The 19,444-nt window shown below is 42.7% G+C and carries 17 protein-coding genes; 15 read left to right on the forward strand and 2 right to left on the reverse strand.

Annotation, left to right across the window (positions count from 1 at the left end):
• Nucleotides 1–4 precede the first annotated feature (4 nt).
• The 5 genes from P0106_RS02005 (at nt 5) to P0106_RS02025 (ending at nt 4,982) form a co-directional block, all read left to right on the forward strand.
• Complete coding sequence (locus tag P0106_RS02005; RefSeq protein ID WP_004114892.1) at nt 5–244, forward strand: hypothetical protein; 240 nt, start codon at nt 5–7, stop codon at nt 242–244.
• 136 nt (nt 245–380) lie between these two features.
• Entirely contained in the window at nt 381–632 is a 252-nt protein-coding gene (locus P0106_RS02010; protein ID WP_004130611.1) for a hypothetical protein, read from the forward strand.
• 71 nt (nt 633–703) lie between these two features.
• Entirely contained in the window at nt 704–1,411 is a 708-nt protein-coding gene (orn, locus tag P0106_RS02015; RefSeq protein WP_075038870.1) for an oligoribonuclease, read from the forward strand.
• A 39-nt stretch (nt 1,412–1,450) separates the two neighbouring features.
• Nucleotides 1,451–2,908: a PIF1 family DEAD/DEAH box helicase gene (locus tag P0106_RS02020; RefSeq protein ID WP_248902469.1), complete on the forward strand. Its 1,458-nt coding sequence runs from the start codon at nt 1,451–1,453 to the stop codon at nt 2,906–2,908.
• Nucleotides 2,909–3,152: 244 nt separating this feature from the next.
• Nucleotides 3,153–4,982 carry a proline--tRNA ligase gene (locus P0106_RS02025; protein WP_473730374.1) on the forward strand — a complete coding sequence of 610 codons (1,830 nt, stop codon included), beginning with the start codon at nt 3,153–3,155 and terminating at the stop codon, nt 4,980–4,982.
• 206 nt (nt 4,983–5,188) lie between these two features.
• Here the strand turns inward: P0106_RS02025 and P0106_RS02030 are convergent, their stop codons facing one another.
• Nucleotides 5,189–5,833 carry a single-stranded DNA-binding protein gene (locus P0106_RS02030; protein WP_004138146.1) on the reverse strand — a complete coding sequence of 215 codons (645 nt, stop codon included), beginning with the start codon at nt 5,831–5,833 and terminating at the stop codon, nt 5,189–5,191.
• A 393-nt stretch (nt 5,834–6,226) separates the two neighbouring features.
• On the opposite strand from P0106_RS02030, the gene P0106_RS02035 reads away from it, so the two are divergent.
• A complete protein-coding gene (locus P0106_RS02035; RefSeq protein WP_014554537.1) occupies nt 6,227–7,438 on the forward strand; it encodes a spore germination YkwD domain-containing protein in 1,212 nt (403 codons plus the stop codon).
• A 101-nt stretch (nt 7,439–7,539) separates the two neighbouring features.
• Here P0106_RS02035 and P0106_RS02040 read toward each other — a convergent pair whose 3' ends face one another.
• Complete coding sequence (locus tag P0106_RS02040; protein ID WP_285069971.1) at nt 7,540–9,672, reverse strand: M13 family metallopeptidase; 2,133 nt, start codon at nt 9,670–9,672, stop codon at nt 7,540–7,542.
• Between the two features lie 91 nt (nt 9,673–9,763).
• Here P0106_RS02040 and map point away from each other — a divergent pair, with 91 nt between their 5' ends.
• The 9 genes from map (at nt 9,764) to P0106_RS02085 (ending at nt 19,420) form a co-directional block, all read left to right on the forward strand.
• Nucleotides 9,764–10,537, forward strand: a complete 774-nt coding sequence (gene map / locus P0106_RS02045) for a type I methionyl aminopeptidase (RefSeq protein WP_004138346.1) — start codon at nt 9,764–9,766, stop codon at nt 10,535–10,537.
• Between the two features lie 60 nt (nt 10,538–10,597).
• Nucleotides 10,598–11,740, forward strand: a complete 1,143-nt coding sequence (gene prfB, locus P0106_RS02050; RefSeq protein ID WP_004120869.1) for a peptide chain release factor 2 — start codon at nt 10,598–10,600, stop codon at nt 11,738–11,740.
• A 130-nt stretch (nt 11,741–11,870) separates the two neighbouring features.
• Nucleotides 11,871–13,217, forward strand: coding sequence for a cell division ATP-binding protein FtsE (gene ftsE, locus P0106_RS02055; RefSeq protein WP_004114920.1), 1,347 nt, complete (start codon nt 11,871–11,873; stop codon nt 13,215–13,217).
• Entirely contained in the window at nt 13,217–14,140 is a 924-nt protein-coding gene (gene ftsX / locus P0106_RS02060) for a permease-like cell division protein FtsX (protein ID WP_004114923.1), read from the forward strand. The genes ftsE and ftsX overlap by 1 nt, the downstream gene beginning before the upstream one ends.
• 155 nt (nt 14,141–14,295) lie before the next feature.
• Nucleotides 14,296–15,690, forward strand: coding sequence for a CHAP domain-containing protein (locus P0106_RS02065; RefSeq protein WP_410310805.1), 1,395 nt, complete (start codon nt 14,296–14,298; stop codon nt 15,688–15,690).
• A gap of 30 nt (nt 15,691–15,720) precedes the next feature.
• Nucleotides 15,721–16,209 (forward strand): SsrA-binding protein SmpB, encoded by a 489-nt coding sequence (gene smpB / locus P0106_RS02070; RefSeq protein ID WP_004113499.1) that lies wholly within the window; start codon nt 15,721–15,723, stop codon nt 16,207–16,209.
• Nucleotides 16,210–16,452: 243 nt separating this feature from the next.
• A complete protein-coding gene (locus P0106_RS02075; protein WP_004114929.1) occupies nt 16,453–17,379 on the forward strand; it encodes an ABC transporter substrate-binding protein in 927 nt (308 codons plus the stop codon).
• Between the two features lie 160 nt (nt 17,380–17,539).
• Complete coding sequence (locus tag P0106_RS02080; protein WP_101886500.1) at nt 17,540–18,532, forward strand: amino acid ABC transporter permease; 993 nt, start codon at nt 17,540–17,542, stop codon at nt 18,530–18,532.
• Nucleotides 18,533–18,598: 66 nt separating this feature from the next.
• Nucleotides 18,599–19,420, forward strand: a complete 822-nt coding sequence (locus P0106_RS02085) for an amino acid ABC transporter ATP-binding protein (RefSeq protein ID WP_014554542.1) — start codon at nt 18,599–18,601, stop codon at nt 19,418–19,420.
• Nucleotides 19,421–19,444: the final 24 nt, after the last annotated feature.

Here is a 19,444-nt window from a genome sequence, read left to right on the forward strand (position 1 = left end):
TTTTGTGGAAGTAGTGAAAGATTATGACGTTCGTCTTGATAGTAAAAAGCGTGTAACTCTGCGCGGAGCTAAATACCCTTATTACAATGTTAAAGAATGTGATAATGGTTGTATTTTATTAGAGCCACGTGAGCTTACTATTCCTAAGAGTATCTCTTCTAAAACTCTTAAAAGTATGGGTGAAGCAATCCGCAATTTTAAGATTGGCAAAGTCTCTGAACCTGTTGATCTCTCTGACTTCTAGGAGTAAGTGAATGAACTTCAATATTAGAATGGGTATTCCAGAGATGTCTAATATTTGGGAGAGATTGAAGAAAGAGTTTCTAGAAGGCAGTATAAGTAAAAAAGATCTTTCTCTTTATAAGAAATGGGGAAAATCTATGAAACTTTTATCTGAAAATCCAAGGCATCCAGGATTGCATACTCATGATATTGAAGAATTGACAAATAGATATGGTGTTAGAGTTTGGCAATCCTACTTGGAGAATAAAACAAGTAGTGCAATGAGAATGTATTGGGTTTATGGTCCAGATCATATGTCAATAACTATTATCGGTTTAGAGCCTCACCCTGAAGATAAGAAAAATGGATCATATTCTAGAATTTCACTTTCTGATATGCCAGAGATGTGATTTTAGCTGTTAGTCGTCGCTGGGAAGATGTAGGCTGATGGGTTCGAAAAAATATTAGGAAAGGAACGAAAATGGCTGAAGCTAAGGAAGATCTTACGTTTACGCCGGAAGAATCGCGCTTAATTTGGATTGATTGCGAGATGACGGGACTCGATATTTTCCACGACGAATTATGCGAAGTATCTGTAGTTCCAACTGATTTTAATTTGAAAGTTCTAGACGACGGAATTGATTTAGTGATTAAGCCGAGCGATGCTGCTGTGGCTCATATGAACGATTTCGTACGCAATATGCACACTTCTTCTGGGCTTGTTGACGAATGGAATAAAAACGGTTTGCCGCTAGAAGCAGCGCAAAAGCAGGTAGTTGAGTACGTAAAGCGCTTCCTGCCAGAGCGCGGAAAAGCGCATCTTGCTGGAAACTCCGTTGGCTCCGACAAAAAGTTCCTCGACCGTTACATGCCAGATTTAATGGCAAATCTGCACTATCGCGTAATCGACGTAAGCACGTTGAAGGAGATTTCGCGCAGACTTTACCCAGACGTTTACCGCAATAAGCCGGCAAAACATGGCGGCCACCGCGCGCTCGCGGATATTATTGAGTCGATTGACGAGTTGAGATATTACCGTGACATGATGTTCGTTCCAGCTCCAGGCCCAAGCGAAGCACAGGCAAAAGCTGGCGCACAGCACATTGAGAGCACGAGCTTGCTTCGTGACTATGAGCGCCGCGGTGAAGCATTAGAAGACGTAAATTCCGCAGAAAAGCGCGACTATTAAACAAAGCGCGACTACTAAACGCAATAAAAGGTACTGCCAATGAAGCAATCCGAAGCCCTAACCATAATCAACGCTGGTGCAAGCGTTTTCATTACCGGCGCTCCGGGTGCAGGTAAAACCTACGTATTAAACGAAGCTATTCGCGCAATGAGAAAAAACGGTTTAAACGTGGCTGTAACGGCTTCTACCGGAATCGCAGCAACGCATTTAAACGGTCAAACCATTCACTCGTGGAGTGGAGTTGGAGTTTCAAACGCGCTTAGCGATTCGCTTCTTAAAACCATTAGAGCTAGGCGAGGGAAACGCATAAAAGCCACGGAAGTGCTCGTGTTGGACGAAGTTTCAATGATTCACGCGTGGCTTTTCGACATGGTTGATGAAGTATGCCGCAAAGTGCGCAAAAACTCTGCTCCCTTCGGCGGACTTCAAGTAGTTATTTCGGGAGATTTCTTCCAGCTGCCTCCTGTGAGTACTTCTATGCGAAATCGCGATGTGTTCGAGCCAAGTCCAGAGTTTATTGAGTCGCGCGAAAAGTATGCTGCTGCTGGCAAAAATCCAGAAGGCTATATTACGGAATCTTTCGCCTGGGATGCTTTAAAGCCTGTTGTGTGCTATTTAACTGAGCAACATCGTCAGGATGACGGCAAATTGCTTGAAGTTTTGACGGATATTCGTGGCGGTCTTGTAAGCGACGAAGATAAGCAAGTGCTTGCCAGTCGCCTTGGTGAGTATCCGCAAGACGATGAAGTTTCGGTTCATCTTTTCCCTACGAACTCACAAGCAGATGGTTTAAATAATGTGCAGCTTGCGGCAATTGATGCTGAGCCTCACGAATTCGTGGCAACAGAAGCCGGCCCTAAAAATCTCGTCGAGCGTTTAAAAAAGAATATGCTCGCTCCAGAACGGCTTGTATTAAAGGTTGGAGCTGCAGTGATGGCGTTGCGAAATGATCAAGATAAGCAGTATGTGAACGGCTCGGTTGGGCGAGTTTTGAGATTCGCACCTGAATCTAAAGGTGGATGGCCGATTGTTGAGTTTGAAAACGGCAATATTGTCACTCTTAAGCCGGCTGCTTGGGAAATGACGGATGGTGAGACTGTTCTTGCTAGCGTAAATCAAGTGCCACTTAGATGCGCGTGGGGAATTACGATTCATAAATCGCAAGGTATGACGCTTGACAGTGCGGTAATGGATTTGCGTAGAACTTTTGCTCCCGGAATGGGATATGTGGCGCTTTCTCGCGTGGAAAATCTTGGCGGGCTTTATTTGGAAGGTATTAACGATCGCGCGTTTAGTGTTTCGGCGGATGCTGTACTGTTAGACGGATTCTTGCGTGAGGCTTCTAAACGCGCGAGTGAGTTGCTTGCTAGCGACGGTGCTGCTGCTTTCGTAACAAATAATGCGGAAGATGATTCTGCGAATCAGCAAGAGTTTGACATTTTTGGCGCTGTCAATTACGCAGATAATGAAGAGTTTTCTTTCGATAACGAGTTTTAGCATTTTGCGCCATGACTTGCCTGAGCGCTTAGAGCGTTTTGCGACTAATCCGCGCGAACGACATAATCTATATTCCGCTTTTTGTACGTGATTCGGGTCAAAATTGGTACAAAATGCGGAGGATGTTTCCAGAGTTTGTAGTCCAACACTCCATTTAGAGCTACAAAGTCGGTAAAGTGTTTTTGCTTTTGATTAGCTGTGTAAACAAGTGTTTATGTCCTCATGCGCAAATAGATTGGAACGCATGAATTCCAATGTACTTCGTATGTCTCAGCTGTTCCTTCGTACGCTGCGCGAGGATCCAGCAGACGCGGACGTAACTTCCGCAAAACTTATGCAGCGCGCAGGCTATATTCGTAAATCTGCCCCAGGTGTGTGGACTTGGTTGCCGCTTGGACTCAAGGTTTTAAACAAGGTTCAAGCGATTATTCGTGAAGAAATCAACGGTATTGGTGCGCAGGAGGTCCACTTCCCAGCGCTTCTTCCACGTGAGCCTTATGAGGCTACAAATCGTTGGGAAGAATACGGCGATAACATTTTCCGCCTTAAGGATCGTCATGAGGCTGACTATCTTCTTGCTCCAACGCACGAAGAAGTTTTCACATTGCTTGTTAAGGATATGTATTCTTCTTACAAGGATTTGCCAGTTACTTTGTATCAGATTCAAACGAAGTATCGCGATGAATTCCGTCCTCGTGCAGGTCTTATTCGCGGACGCGAGTTTATTATGCAAGACGCTTACTCGTTCTCGATTGACGAAGATGGTTTGAAGTCTGCTTATGTTGAAGAGCGCGCTACTTACGCTCGAATTTTTGACCGTTTAGGCATTAAATATGTGATTGTTCACGCTGTTTCTGGCCCTATGGGCGGATCGGATTCTGAGGAATTCTTGGCTCCAATGGCAATTGGCGAAGATACTTTTGCGCTTGCTCCTTCTGGAAAAGCTTGGAATGTTGAGGCTCTTACCACTCCAGAAATGCATGAGGTTGACTGCTCGGCAACTCCTAAAATGGAGACTCTTGATACTCCAGATGCTAAGACGATTGAGGCTTTGGTTAAGGTTTCCAACGATTTGCATCCGCGTGAAGACGGCCGCGAATGGCAAGCAAGCGATACTTTGAAGAATCTGATCATTGCTGTTAAGCATCCAGCTGATGCTGAGGGTGGTGAGCACGAGGAGCCATGGCGCGAAATCGTGGCTATTGGTATTCCAGGTGACCGCCAGGTAGATATGAAGCGTCTTGAAGCTCAGTTTGCTCCTGCAGAAATTGAAGAAGCAACTGAGGATGATTTGAAGGCTCATTCTGAGTTTGTTAAGGGCTACATTGGCTTTAGCGTATTAGGTCCTCAAGCTCGCAAAGAGGGTAGTGGAATTGAAAATCCTGTCCGCTACTTGATGGATGCTCACGTTGTAAAGGGCAGCGCCTGGGTTACAGGAGCCGACGAAGACGGAAAGCATGTTTACAACGCTGTTTACGGCCGCGATTTTGAGGCTGATGGTGTTGTTGAAGCAGCCCAGGTTCGCGATGGCGATATGAGCCCAGATGGTTCCGGTCCATTGAGCTTCGAACGCGGTGTTGAGATTGGTCAGGTGTTCCAGCTTGGTTTAAAGTATTCTAAGGCTTTGGGCTTAAGCGTTCTTAACGAAAATGGTAAAGCTGTACCAGTTTGGATGGGCTGTTACGGTATTGGCGTTAGCCGCGTGATTGCATGCTTGGCAGAAACGCATCACGATGATGCTGGTCTTGCATGGCCTATGGCGATTGCTCCAGCTCAAGTTCACGTCGTTGCTACAGGCAAGGATCAAGTTGCTTTCGATGCTGCTGAGAAGGTTGTTGAAGAGCTTAGTAAGCAGGGAATCGAAGTAATCTTCGACGATCGTCCAAAGGTTTCTCCAGGCGTGAAGTTTAAGGATGCTGAGCTTGTTGGTGTGCCGCTGATTGCTGTAGCCGGCCGCGATACTGTGAACAATGGAACGATTGAAATCCGCGATCGCAACGGTTCAAACGTTGAGGCAATTCCAGTGGATGAGGCTGCTGCTCGAATTGTAGAGCGCGTTCGTGAACAGTTGTAATCGCAATAACTGTTAACAACGAATCAGCGATTAAGCAATTAAACTATTAAACAATTAAACGACTAAGCAATATTGCCGTTGGTGTAATGCTTTGTATATTATACGCATTATTTTCAGCGGCAATATTGCTATGAATAGTAAAAAATTATCTAAATTATTAGAATAGAATGTTCATAAGTTTTAATGTTTAATTCTATTAAAACTTTCTAAAAATCATTTACACCTCCTTCAATATCGTCATATTGGTTTTCTTCGACTTGTGAGACGAAATCTATTGTTTCTTTTGCTGAAGATTCAGCATCATAATGGTATTCTTGGCTGTCGTTTTCTTGCGAAGAATCCATAGAATATGTATTAGCCATAGGGTTTTTCATCGCCAAGCTCAAATCTTGGTTGGAATAAGTCTCTTGATTTGACCGATTTTCTTGGTTTATTTGATTAGTGTGATATTTGCTATTGTTACTCTGATCGGTTCTTCCACGATTATAAGAGTATTTAGTAAAAGCACTGATTCCTCGATTTAGGTCGTGTCCAATTGCGGTTGCTTCTAGTACAACTCGAGATCGGTCTTCTCCGTCTTTGTGCCAGGATTCCGTGTTTAAATTTCCACATACGACTATCGCGTCTCCCTTATGCACGCTTTTTAGTACATTTGCAGCTAAAGACTTGTATGCTTTTACTGTCATCCAAGTTGTCGGTCTATCTTTCCACTGTCTTTCCTCGCTATGATAGTAAGACGTTGTGCTTCCTATTCTAAGTGAGCATGCTGGTGAGTTTTCGTTGCGACTAAAGTTCACAGGGTCATTCCCTACATAGCCGCTGATTGTTAGTGTTGCTTGTTGTTGTGCCATATTCTTAACCTTTCAAAAGTTTGGACTGCGACTAATTTAAATCTCAAAATTCATCGCGCAACACGTGTTGATTATTGTGATTTTCAATAAATTTGCCGCAGTAGAATCAACTATGAAGTATCAAAAATAGTTTTGCAAGATATTTTTATCAATGTGGTTAAAGCCTATGCTTTATGCACATCGTTTAAAAACTCTTGACAAAATATATAAAACTGAGTAAGCGAGTCTAAAATGCGGAAAATATATGTAGATTGATATACTTAGCGGAAGTAGTTTTTGTTTTTCATTAGCATTGGAAGGTGAAGCTTGAATTTTTTGCCTACATGTTTGTGTTATTTGAATCAGGGATTACTGAAAAGTAGTTATTAATCACGTGGAGAGAGGACTACATTTATGTGGCATAAGTCGCACGTATTTTCTGCAAAGAAATGTTTAGCTGCTGCAGCATCAGCCGTTGCCTGCGTAGCAATGATTGGATCTACTGCAGTATCTGCTAGTGCTTTGGTTATAGTGCAGAATCACAGTGTTGCTAATGTTAATACTAATTGGCAAGTTCAGAATCAGTCAGTTGCAAGCTACATTTTAGGTGCAATTCGTGATGTGCGTTCAAAGTATTATGACGATGGCGTTACCCTTATGAACGGTATGCCTCTTGCGGATTATGTTGCTTCTAAGGGTCTTACAAAAGAGCAGTATATTAACGATATTCGCTATGATCGTGCTAATGAAGAGGATGCTTATCGTCGTGCAAATGAGACTGTTCAGCATGGAAAACTTGGTCATTTTGCTGCGGATGGTGTGAGCCTTCCAAACTACGATGGTCGTAAGGCTTGGGGCGAAAACGTTGCTTGGGGTGAAAGCCCAGAAGAAGCTATGTCGGATTGGACTGCTGGAGAGGAATCTGCATTACACCAGTCTAATGGTGCTGCAACTACTGACAATGCTCATCTTTACCAGATTTTGAATCCAGAAAACATTTCCTTCGGATATGGCGAAATAGCAGGTACCAAATACGGAAGAGTATCTGTTTTGACTCTTTCAACTCAGGTTGGAGACACTGACTACCCACAAGGCAAGTTAGGTGTTGCTCCTCACCTTGATTTTGCTTGGATTATTCGTAATAACGATATTGCTGTTGGTGCAAATGCTTACACCGACAAGCAGCTTGAGTATCGTTGGCTTTCCTACAATTTGAATACTCAGCAGTGGGCTACTATTGCTGATTGGAGTACTGGAAACTGGGCTTCTTGGGTTACAAAGCCAGGTGATTATTGGCTGCATTGCGAAGCTCGTGATCCTTCTACCAAGAAAGTTGTTCTAGAAAAGACAATTGCTTTCCACTACACAGTTCCAAGCCAAACAGTTATTACTGGAACTTATGCTGGTTGGCAAGGCAGTAGTGTTCTTCTTGGTGCATCCACTAATAATCCTAATGGTTCTACCAAGATTAAGATTTATGATTACAATGCTAAGCAGTGGGTTGAAGGATTTGATGGTCCTTGGGCTTTGTGGAGCCCACGCCCAGGCATTTACTGGACTCATTTCGAAGCTTACGATGAGAACGGTAATTTGTCGGATGTTAAGACCTACGCTTTCGGCGTGTGAATCTGATTAGTAAATCTGATTAGTATCATTTAAAAAGCCTGCAAACGTTTTAAACGCTTGCAGGCTTTTGTTTACTTATTTACTTTAGTTTTATTTGCGATTTACCAAATGTGTACGCGCTCGCTTGGAGCAAGCCACATCTCGTCGCCGTCTTTAACGTCGAAAGCATCGTAGAACAAGTCAACGTTGCGCGCAATGCCATTAGTGCGGCACTCTGCAGGGGAGTGTGGGTCGATTTGAAGGTATTGCTCCGCAATCTCGTTACGAGCCTTTGAACGCCACACAAGTGCGTAGCTTAAGAAGAATCGTTGCAAAGCAGTGAAACCATCAATCTTAGGAGCGTTCAGCAAAGTTTCGCGAATCGCATCGTCACTTCCGTCGATTTCTTGTCCCTTGCTCTTTTGCAAAGCAAAAGCATAGGCTTTAAGAGCAATAGTTACTCCGCTTAAATCACCAATGTTTTCGCCGATTGTTAAAGCGCCATTTACGTGAGGCATTGCATCGCGCTCTTCTTTGCTCTTTAAGTGAGAGTATTTAACAATAAGCTGCGTTGGTGTAAAAGCATTGTATTGCTCAATAAGCGTTTTAGTGCGCTCAGTGAAGTTGGTTTTGTCTTCTTCAGTCCACCAATTGTTAAGCACGCCGTCGCCGTCGTATTCGCAACCTTGATCGTCAAAACCGTGGCCGATTTCGTGACCGATTACGGCACCAATAGCGCCGTAGTTTGCTGCGTCTGGAGCACTCGGGCTAAAGAATGGCGGCTGCAAAATCGCAGCTGGGAACACAATTACGTTAAGCAGCGGATCGTAGTAAGCGTTTACAGTTTGCGGAGTCATCTGCCATTCTTCGCGATCCACAGGTTCTCCAGCTTTTGCAGTATACCTACCAAACACAAATCGAGAAACTTCGCGCATATTCTCAATTAAGCCAGCGTCTTCCTTAATATTTAGCGCAGAGTAGTCAATCCAATGATTAGTATAACCAATATTTGGTTCAAACTTGCTAAGCTTTTCCAAAGCCTTTGCTTTAGTTTCCTCGCCAAGCCAGCTGCTGTGAGAAATCGACTCGCGGTAAGCGTTAATAAGATTGTCAACTAAGCCTTGCATATACTTTTTAGAAGACTCAGGGAAGTGCAAGCGCACGTATTCTTTACCGACTTCTTCGCCGCAAGCATCGTCAACAACTCCGATTGCGCGCTTCCAGCGGTCGCGCGGCTTGGTGGCGCCGGAAAGAACTTTGCCGTAGAAGTCAAATCGCGCTTGTGCAAAATCCTCGCTTAACATGCTTGCCCAGCACAAAATCACGTGCACGCGTGCCCAAAGCTTTAGATCTTCTAAGTCGGCTTCTTGCCAAATCTTATTCAATCCTTCTATAAAGCTTGGCTCGTGAACTACTACTTTGCTAAAAGCTTTACGAAAATCTATTGGCTGATTCTTTGCTTCTTCGGAATCGTCGTAAGATTTTTGAGCAGCATCCAAGAATGCGTCAAGATTCAGCGCTTCAAGCGTTTTTGCCAAATCCGCATAATCGTAAGGATTATAAGTTTTTTGAGAATCGCGTGTTGCTACGTTATCCCAGTGGTTGCTTGCGATTTGTGTTTCAACCTTCAAGAAACGTTCCGATTGCTCTCTTGTAGTAGTGGCATCACCGTATCCAGCTAAGCGCAACAATGAAGCCACCATTTTTACGTATTCAGCGCGAATCGGAGCGTAATTATCTTCGCGATAGTATGCTTCGTCTGGCAAGCCCAATCCAGCCTGCTCAATGTGCATAATATTCGTCTTAGGGTCTTTAGGGTCTCCGCAGACGCCAAAAGCAAACATTGCATTTGGACCACCGTATGGAGTAAGAGAAGCAATAGTGCGAACCAGGTCTTCCTTGCTGTTTGCCGCATCAACAGCGTCTAAATCGCTCTTAATTGGCGTAATTCCAGCTTTTTCAATAGATGCAGTATCCAAATAGTTGCGGTATAAGATTCGCGACTTTTTGGCTGGGCAATCTTCGCTTTCTAAAATATCTCGAATTTGCGTCTCTGCATCTTCTGCGAGCTTGTAGAAAGCACCATACATTGGCTTGTCTTCTGGAAGAGTGTAAGTGTCAATCCAAGGACCGTTTACGTAACGGAATAAATCGTCTTGTGGTCGAGTAACCGATGAGAAGGAAGCTGGGTCAAAATTTACAGCAGAAATTTCCTTCTGCGATTCTTTATTATTATTATCATTGTTATTAGGCATGTGCCTAGATTACAAGTATTAAGCGACATCATTAGCTAGTATTTTCGCTATATTTTGCGCTATTTTCGTGCCTGCGCGTTAGTCTTAAATCATGATTGAACTTAAAACTCCATCCGAGATTGAAGCTATGAAGCCTGCGGGTCGCTTCGTTGGTAGTATTCTTAAAGATTTACAAGCAATGACAAAAGTTGGAACAAATCTTCTTGAGATTGATGACTTTGTTCGTCAACGCATTATGAGCCGTAAAGGTGCGTCTTCTTGCTATGTTGACTACGCTCCTGATTTTGGAACTGGTCCTTTTGCGCACTACATTTGCACTTCTGTAAACGATGCTGTTCTTCACGGAGTTCCTTTTGATTACAACCTTAAAGACGGCGATTTGTTGACTCTTGACTTAGCGGTTAACGTTGACGGATGGGTTGGAGATTCTGCTATTAGTTTCGTGGTTGGAAAGCATGCGGATCCTGAAGATTTGCGCTTAATTAAGTGCACTGAGGAAGCACTTGAGGCTGGAATTAACATGGCTCAGCCTGGAAACCGCCTTGGAGACATTTCTGCAGCTGTTGGATGCGTTGCTCACGAGTATGGTTACAGCGTAAACCTTGAGTTTGGCGGTCACGGAGTTGGCCATATTATGCATGGCGATCCGCACGTTCCTAACGATGGCACTGCGCATCACGGCTACAAGCTTCGCCCAGGCTTGGTTATTGCTATTGAGCCGTGGTTCTTAAAGACTACTGACGAGATTTATCAAGATCCAAAAGACGGTTGGACTCTTCGATCTGCTGACGGTTCGCGTGGCGCTCATAGCGAGCATACGATTGCAATTACAGAGAATGGTCCAGAGATTTTGACCGTACGCTAAACTTCGAATAGTAAGTGCGTAAAACGAATAATATAAAATATAAAGAGGTACTTTAAATAAATGGCGGAATTTGATTTTGCCCAAGCGTTAAATGATGTTGAAGCAAAGTATTCTTTGATTTCTAAGGCTTTAGACGTTAATTCGTTGAAGACTGCTATTGCAGATTTAGAAAAGCAGGCTTCGGAGCCTGGACTTTGGGATGATTCTGATCACGCTCAGCAAGTTACGAGTAAGCTTTCGGCAGCTCAGTCTCAATTAAAGCGTTTACAAGCCGTTGAGCAACGCATTGAAGATACTAAGACTTTGATTGAACTTGGTCAGGAAGAAGAGGATGCTGATTCTATGAGCGAGGCTCAAGAGGAGCTTGGCTCTATTGCTCACGAGTTGGACGATATGGAAGTTCAAACTCTTCTTGACGGCGAATATGATGCTCGTGCAGCGGTGGTGACAATACGCTCTGGTGCGGGTGGTGTGGATGCTGCCGATTTTGCGCAAATGCTTCTTAGAATGTACTTGCGTTGGGCGGAACGAAACGGCTACAAAACTAAGATGATGGATACGTCTTACGCAGAAGAAGCTGGTATTAAATCCGCCACTTTCCAAGTTGATGCCCCATATGCGTATGGTCGTCTTTCCGTAGAAGGCGGCACTCACAGAATGGTTCGTATTTCTCCATTCGACAATCAAGGCAGGCGTCAAACTGGCTTTAGTGCCGTAGAAGTAATCCCACTTGTTGAAGCTACAGATCATATTGACATTCCAGATTCTGACATTCGTGTGGATACTTTCCAGGCGTCTGGCCCTGGCGGACAAGGCGTAAACACTACGTATTCCGCTGTGCGCATCACGCATTTGCCAACTGGTTTGGTTGTTTCAATGCAAGATGAGCGCAGCCAGATTCAGAACCGAGCTGCTGCAATGGCGGTTTTGCAATCGCGTTTACTTGTGCTTAAGCATGCTGAGGAAGCAGCGAAAAAGAAGGAGCTTGCTGGAGATATTAAGGCAAGTTGGGGAGACCAAATGCGCTCATACGTGCTTCACCCATACCAGATGGTGAAGGATTTGCGCACTGGCTACGAAACTTCGCAAACTCAGGCTGTTTTTGACGGCGATATTGACGGTTTTATTGAAGCTGGAATTCGTTGGCGTCACGAACAGAGAGTTGCAGCTAAAAAAGAGGCTGAGGAAAAGTCGCAAGCTTAGTCTGCATTAGATAAAATTCAAGATAAAATTCAAGATAAAAGTCAGAATAAAAATCAAAAATAAAATATAAAATAGTTAAAAACAAAATTAAAGTATATCGTTCAATAGTTCGTAAAGGAAACTGCAGAATATGTCTCTGATTTCACTAGAACATGTGTCGAAGATCTATCCTAAGGGTACGCGCCCTGCTTTGGACGATATTTCTTTAGACGTTAATCGTGGCGACTTCGTGTTTCTTGTTGGAGCGTCTGGATCTGGTAAAACAACTCTTCTAAGCTTGCTGCTGCGCGAAGAGGAGGCCACTAAGGGCGAGATTCACGTTGCTGGTAATGACTTGCGACGCTTAGTGAATCGTCAGGTTCCGCAGTATAGACGTACTCTCGGCTTTATTTTCCAGGATTATAAACTGTTGAATAATAAAACCGTGTATCAGAACGTGGCTTTTGCACTAGAAGTTATTGGCACGAGTCGTTCTACTATTAAGTCGCTTGTTCCGCGTGTGCTTGAAACGGTTGGCTTAACTGGTAAGGAAAATAATTATCCGCATGAGCTTTCGGGTGGTGAAGCTCAGCGTGTTGCAATTGCGCGCGCGTACGTGAATCATCCGCAAATTCTTCTCGCTGACGAGCCTACTGGTAATTTGGATCCAACTACTTCGCTTGGCATTATGGAAGTTTTGGACGCCATTAATCGTACGGGCACTACAATTGTTATGGCTACGCATAATGAAGAAATTGTTAACTCAATGCGCAAGCGAGTTGTGGAGCTTCATGCTGGAAAAATTGTGCGAGACGAACGCGAAGGCTCTTATGATTCTGCGCTTTATTTCCCAGACGCAGATGTTGAGCAAAAGTCGAAAGCTCAGCAGGCAGTTGAAGGCGATTCAGGTGTTCGTACTGTGGCAGATTCAGGCTCTGATCACACTAGTTTTAACTCGTCTTCTGAAGATCCTAAAAATTACAGATTCATGTCTAAACGCGCAAAGCGTGCAGCTCAAGCAAAGCAGGCTATGGATGCTGTTGCGCAAACTTTGCAAAATGGTTCTGAAGATAATGAGGGTATTGCTCGACTTGCGCAATCTGTTCATTCAGGCAGAACGGGTAGATATGGTGAAGTTTTTCAGCCTTTAGAAACAACTATGACTTGGGGGCGTGGTCTTTCAATTCCACCAGCTCCTCCCGTGCAAAAGTCGAATGATGCTGAAGATATGAAGAATTCAGATTTTGCAGATTCTAGCAACTCTTCGGATTCTGGCGATTCTCTTGATTTAAGTGAGAATCAAAAAGATAAGAATAATACAGAAAATATTGTCGAAAACGATATTGAAAATTCTAGCGAAAATTCTGGCGAAAACGTCGGCAATACAAGCGAGAATCCAAGCGAAACTGGCGATTATATTGAATCTAAAGAATCCAATGAAAAAAGTAAATCTGAAGCCAGTAAAAGCGAAAATCTTAAGAACGAAGGAGACGAGTAATGCGATTGCAGTTCATATTCTCAGAAACGTGGATTAGCTTGCGCAGAAACGTTTCTATGATTGTTTCGGTAATGCTCGTTACCTTCATATCGTTCTTGTTTATAGGCGCATCTGTTCTTATGCAAGCGCAAATCACAAAAGCCAAAGGCGATTGGTATGACAAGGTAGAAGTTGTAGCATGGCTTTGCCCAGACGGTACAAGTCAGTCAGCATCCTGTGCTTCTGGAAAAGCTCCTACTAAAGAAGAAATTGTAAAATTGGAAAACATTATTAACCAAGAGTTAGGTGATGATGTTTCGAATATCACTTATGTTAGTAGAAGCGAATTTTACAAGAATACTTTTCTTAAGCAATATCCTAATGGCTTATATCAGGGGCGTACTTTAACAGCTGCTGATATGCAAGATTCTTTGCGACTAAAGCTCACAAATCCAACCAAATACCAGGTTGTTTCAGAAGTTCTTTCTGGCAGAAATGGTGTTGAGGAAGTAGTAGACCAAAGACAAATTTTTGACCCAGTGTTTAGCGTTTTGAATCATGCCACGGCTGTTACAATCGTGCTTGCTGCAGTTATGGTTGTTGTTGCGATTATGCTAACCGGTACAACTATTCGTATGTCTGCAGCATCTAGAAAACAAGAGACGGAGATTATGCGACTTGTGGGCGCGTCTAATTGGACAATTCGCATGCCATTTATTTTAGAAGGTGCTTTTGCGTCCCTTATGGGCTCTCTGCTATCTGGGTGCGCGCTAAGCGTTGTTGTTAAAGTGTTTATTACAGATTGGCTTGCACAAAACGTTCGTTGGATGCCATTTGTAAATCAAACAACTGTTTGGATGACAGTTCCAGTGCTGGTTCTTGGAGCCGTGCTACTTTCAATAGTCGCCTCCGCGGTTGCACTCAGAAGATATCTGCAAGCGTAAACATAAAAGAAAAATTTAAATTATCAATAAATTATGAACATTAATAGATCATAAATAAAAAATCATAAATAAAAAAATTTTATCGATAATAGAATTTTCAATGTATAATTCGCATTAGTTGTGTTTGAATTATTCTACTTGAAAGGGAAGTAAATATGGAAAGCAAGAAATGCCATGCAAAATATTGTAAGCGCACTGTTGCAAGCGTGATTGCAAGCAGCTTTCTTATGCTTTCTGCCGGTATTACCTTATATGCTTGCCAGCCACTACGCGCTGATGCAGTTACCATGCAAGATTACAACAGGAAAGTTCAAAGTAATGCCGCTCTTAAAAAGCGTCTTGCTGGAGTCAATAAACAGCTTGCTGATAAGATCCTAGAGCTCAATGATTTAAACGAACATCAAATCCCTAATCAAGTCCGTGCTGCTCAGCAAGCTCAGGAGCAAGCGCAACAAGCTATGGGCCTTGTTGAATCAACAAATCAGCGTTTGCAGTCTGCGCAAAAAGACAAACTCGATTTAGAAGAAAAAATCAAGCAGACTGGCGAAGATTTTGATGATGCAAAGGCTGCTGTAGCTCAACTTGCTCGCAAAAGTTTCCATGGCTCCAATGCCTCTAACGTAATGGCAATGGTGACTAACTCCACTACTACCGAGCAGTTTGTTGGAAAACTTCAGTCAGAAGCTGCTGTTGCACGTAGCGAAGCAAATGCTGCAAATGATGCTGCTGTTACTTTGAGTAATTCTATGAATAGACGTCAGCGCTTAGCTGCTATTGAAACAGAGATTCAAAAATTAAAAGCAAAAGCTGATTCTGAGGCGCAGAGTGCTCAGGCTGCGGCTAAGGCTGCCAGTGAAAAGCAGCGTTCTCTTCAGTCTTTAAGAGATCAGGGAACTATTCTAAGAAAGCAGTTAGAGAGTCAAAAGAATAGTCTTACTTCTCAAGATGCTCGCGAAGCTGCTGAAATAATTGCTTTGAAGTCACAGATTGACGCTCAAGCTAGGGCTTTAGCTGCTACGGCTGCAGCTCGCATGAATCCTAATAATGGTAATCGTCAACAGCTTAGAGGCGGCGGCAGTTGGAATACTCCTTCTTTGCCTTCGCTGCCGCTTTCTAATGGTGCTGCAAATGGTATGAATTACGCGGTTCCTGGGAATTGTCCTGCTGGTTCTGGCAATTGCTATGGTCATAATACTGGTAACACAGCTGGAGGTTCTGCCTATCCAGCTCGCCAATGCACACTTTGGGCGTATTTGCGCAGATCACAGCTTGGTCTTCCAGTAGGATCCTTTATGGGCAACGGTGCTGATTGGGCGAATTCTGGGCGTAGACTTGGGTATCTTGTAAATCGCACACCGCATGTTGGTGCTGTTATGGTATTTGCTAGAGGAGCTGCTGGATCAGATCCTACATATGGACATGTTGCTGTTGTTGAACGCGTTAATTCGGACGGTTCGGTACTGATTTCTGAAGGTGGCGTTGGATTTGCTACGTTCCCGTCTTATAGGACTATTCGTAATGCTGGCAATTATGAGTATGTTCACTATTAATTTTTATGATTCGATTTAGGCTGGTGTAATTTGGATAAAAAACCTGGTTCAGATGGTACTTTAACTGTTGCAAGAAATAAAAAAGCAAATCACGACTATGCGATTGAAGATTGCTATGAAGCAGGTATTGCTCTTACTGGCACAGAGGTTAAGTCTTTGCGCGAAGGCAGAGCTTCTTTAGCTGAAGCGTTTGTGAATATTGATAGACGTGGTGAGATTTGGCTAGAAGGCGCAAATATTCCAGAGTACTTAAATGGCACTTGGAATAATCATGCTCCTAAGCGCAAGCGCAAGTTGCTTCTTCATGCGATTCAAATTGCTAAGCTTTCTAGGCAGATTGAAGCTAAAGGTTATACCATTGTGCCTTTGAGGATTTATTTTAAAGGCAGCTACGCTAAAGTTGAGATTGCTTTGGCGCGAGGCAAAAAAGAGTACGATAAGCGTCAAGCGTTGCGCGAAGAACAAGATAAGCGCGAAGCATTGCGCGCTATGCGATACAAGAATATGCAATCTAGGTGATTTGCTGTTTGTGATTGTATTGCGACACGCCGTATATTATTCATTTTTGTGAATAATATACGGCTTTTGATTTTGCAATTCGTTATTTTTTGCTGATTTTTAGCATATTCATGTATGTCAATTTATGAATATTCAGTTTTTGCATTTTAATAATCGCAATTTAGTAGCGTTATCGTGTATAGTTATGCATATCACTGTAAATTATAAGTTATTTATTCTTTAAATATTGGACAGGAGAAGAAAATGCTTAAGTCAAATAAGATTTTTAAGTCAATTAAGCCTATTGCAGCAATTGCAACTCTTGCATTGATTGGATGCACATGCGCATGCGGTCCAGCCGATTCTAAGGCAGCAGACCCAGATGTGGCACGCAGCTACGATGTAAGCAAAGTTCAAAAAGACGATGAGATTGCAAAACTTGTTCCAGAAAGCGTTGCAAAAACTGGCGAATTAACAGTTGGTGTAAACGTTAGCTATGCTCCAGCAGAGTTCTTCGCTGCAGATGGCAAAACACCAGTCGGCTACGAAATCGACTTTTCTAAAGCTTTAGCAAAATTGATGGGCTTAAAAGCGAAGATTATGCATGCTCAGTTTGATTCCATTATTCCAGCAATCGGAAGCAAATATAACGTTGGAATCTCGGGCTTTACTGTAAACGCTGAACGTATGAAGTCCGTTGATTTTGTAACGTACGCAAACGCTGGCTTATCTTTTGAAGTTCGTAAAGGAAACCCAACTAAAGTAGATCCAAAGAATCTTTGCGGCAAAAAAGTTACATTAGAAACAGGCACTGTTGGCGAGCCAATCATGGAAGAAGCTAAAAAGCAGTGCAAGGCAAATAACGATAAGCCACTAGAAATCATGAGCTTTAAGGAGCAGACCGACGCCACTACAGCATTGCTTTCTGGTCGTGCAGACGTTATGTATGCTGACACTCCTGTAGCTGGTTATGCTGCAATAAAGAACAATGGAAAGCTAGAGATTCTAGAAAGCAGCAACGACGCGGAGCCAATGGGTGCAGCTGTTAAGAAGGACGATGCTAAGATGTTAAAGCTCATTAAGGCCGCAATCGATAAGCTTATGAAGAATGGCGTTTATAATGACATTCTAAAGAAGTGGGGTGTTGAAAACGTTGCCATTAAGGAAGCGCAAGTAAATCCAGAAGTCTGATCTTAAATTTGGCGTGCGTTTGTAGCTATTAGTATAGTGAAAACCGCACGCCTTATTTGTATTTAATATATTTGTACATCGCAAGTGCGTTAATTACTAGTTAATAATCCGCTAGTTATTATTCACATATGTGACAATTTAAAATGTTAATGGAGAAAATATGTTTAACAATGCGAGTAAGAAGCTTTCGCAAAATTCTGATGGTGATCGAATTCTACCAGTCAAAAAACCTGGACCAATCATAGCTGGCATAATCGTAGCTATAATTGCGTGCTCGCTGCTTTATTCTATAGTTACAAATCCGCGTTTTGAGTGGAATGTTGTAGGCATATATCTAATAAGCGACAATGTTCTTACAGGCATTGCTTGGACGCTAATACTCACGTTCTTGTCTATGATTATTGCAATCGTTCTTGCTATAGGATTAGCAATGATGCGTAAGTCTGTAAACCCTGTTCTTCGAGCCGTAAGCTGGTTCTTTATTTGGTTCTTTAGGGGTACTCCAGTTTATACGCAGCTAGTATTTTGGGGAATGTTTGCTGTGCTTGTTCCTAAGTTGAGTATGGGCATTCCGTTTACATCCGTTGAGTTTTTCTCCATTGATTCCAACGTTGTTATGACTTCTTTAAACGCTGCAGTTATTGGATTGTCTCTTAATGAGGCTGCGTATTTGTCGGAGATTGTTCGTGCTGGTTTAGAAGCTGTGGATGCTGGTCAGGTTGAGGCAGCTCAAGCTCTTGGCATGGGCAGGTCTTTGACTATGCGCAGGGTTGTTTTGCCTCAGGCTATGCGTATTATCGTTCCACCTTTGGGCAATGAGACTATCGGTATGCTTAAAACTACGTCTCTGGTTTTAGCTGTGCCTTTTACCTTAGAACTTCAGTTTGCAACAAATGCTGTAGCAAATCGTATTTATAAGCCGATTCCGTTGCTTATAGTTGCTAGCGTTTGGTATTTAATTATTACGTCTATTTTGATGGTTTTTCAAGTTATGTTAGAAAAGCATTTTGGTAAAGGATTCGAAGCAAAAGACATTGTAAACAATGCTCAAATTAACTCTAATGCTGCAAAACGTGGAGATAATGCGATTAAAGCGAATAGTGACGCTGTAAAGGGTCGCAATAATGCAACAATGTTAGGTTTTAACGCATAAACATATAACGCATAAACCGCGTCAAAATTACAAATTTTATATAATCGTAATTAGATTTGAGGAAAAATGACTGATATTTTAACGGTTGATACACAAAGCCAAAATGTTACTAAAAGTGATACTCCAGCAGTAGTCATAAAGGATTTACACAAGTCCTTCGGTAATCTTCAAGTCCTTAAGGGAGTTGACATGACTGTTAATCCAGGAAGTGTAACAGTCATACTCGGTCCTTCTGGAAGTGGAAAATCAACCCTATTGCGATTGATAAATCAACTAGAAAAAATTACGTCTGGTAAAATCACAATTTATGGCGAGCGCATTGGCGTAAAAACCGTTATACATAAAGGTAAAGAAGCATTGCAAGCGTTAAACGACAAAGAAATTGCAGCGCAACGCGCAAAGCTTGGAATGGTGTTCCAACGTTTTAATTTGTTCCCACATATGACGGCTATTGAAAACGTTATGGAAGCGCCAGTTCATGTTTTACACATGGACAAAACCGCTGCACGCGATTTAGCAATTAAAGAACTTGAACGTGTTGGAATGGCAGACCGCGTAGACCATTATCCTTCTCAGCTTTCGGGTGGTCAGCAGCAGCGAGTTGCCATTGCGCGTGCGCTTGCGATGAAACCAGAAATAATGCTTTTTGACGAGCCTACGTCTGCATTAGACCCAGAACTAGTTGGTGAAGTGCTTAACGTTATGCGTGATTTAGCTAATGATGGAATGACAATGATTGTTGTAACTCACGAGATTGGCTTTGCACGAGAAGTTGCAGATCAAGTTGTGTTCATGGATGGCGGGAAAGTTGTTGAATGTGGTACTTCAGGAATCATAGATTGCCCACAAACAGAAAGATTTAAAGATTTTCTACATCACGTTTTATAAGTGTTTTGCAAGTATTTTGCAAGT

This window comes from Gardnerella sp. c11Ua_71, from assembly GCF_055818025.1.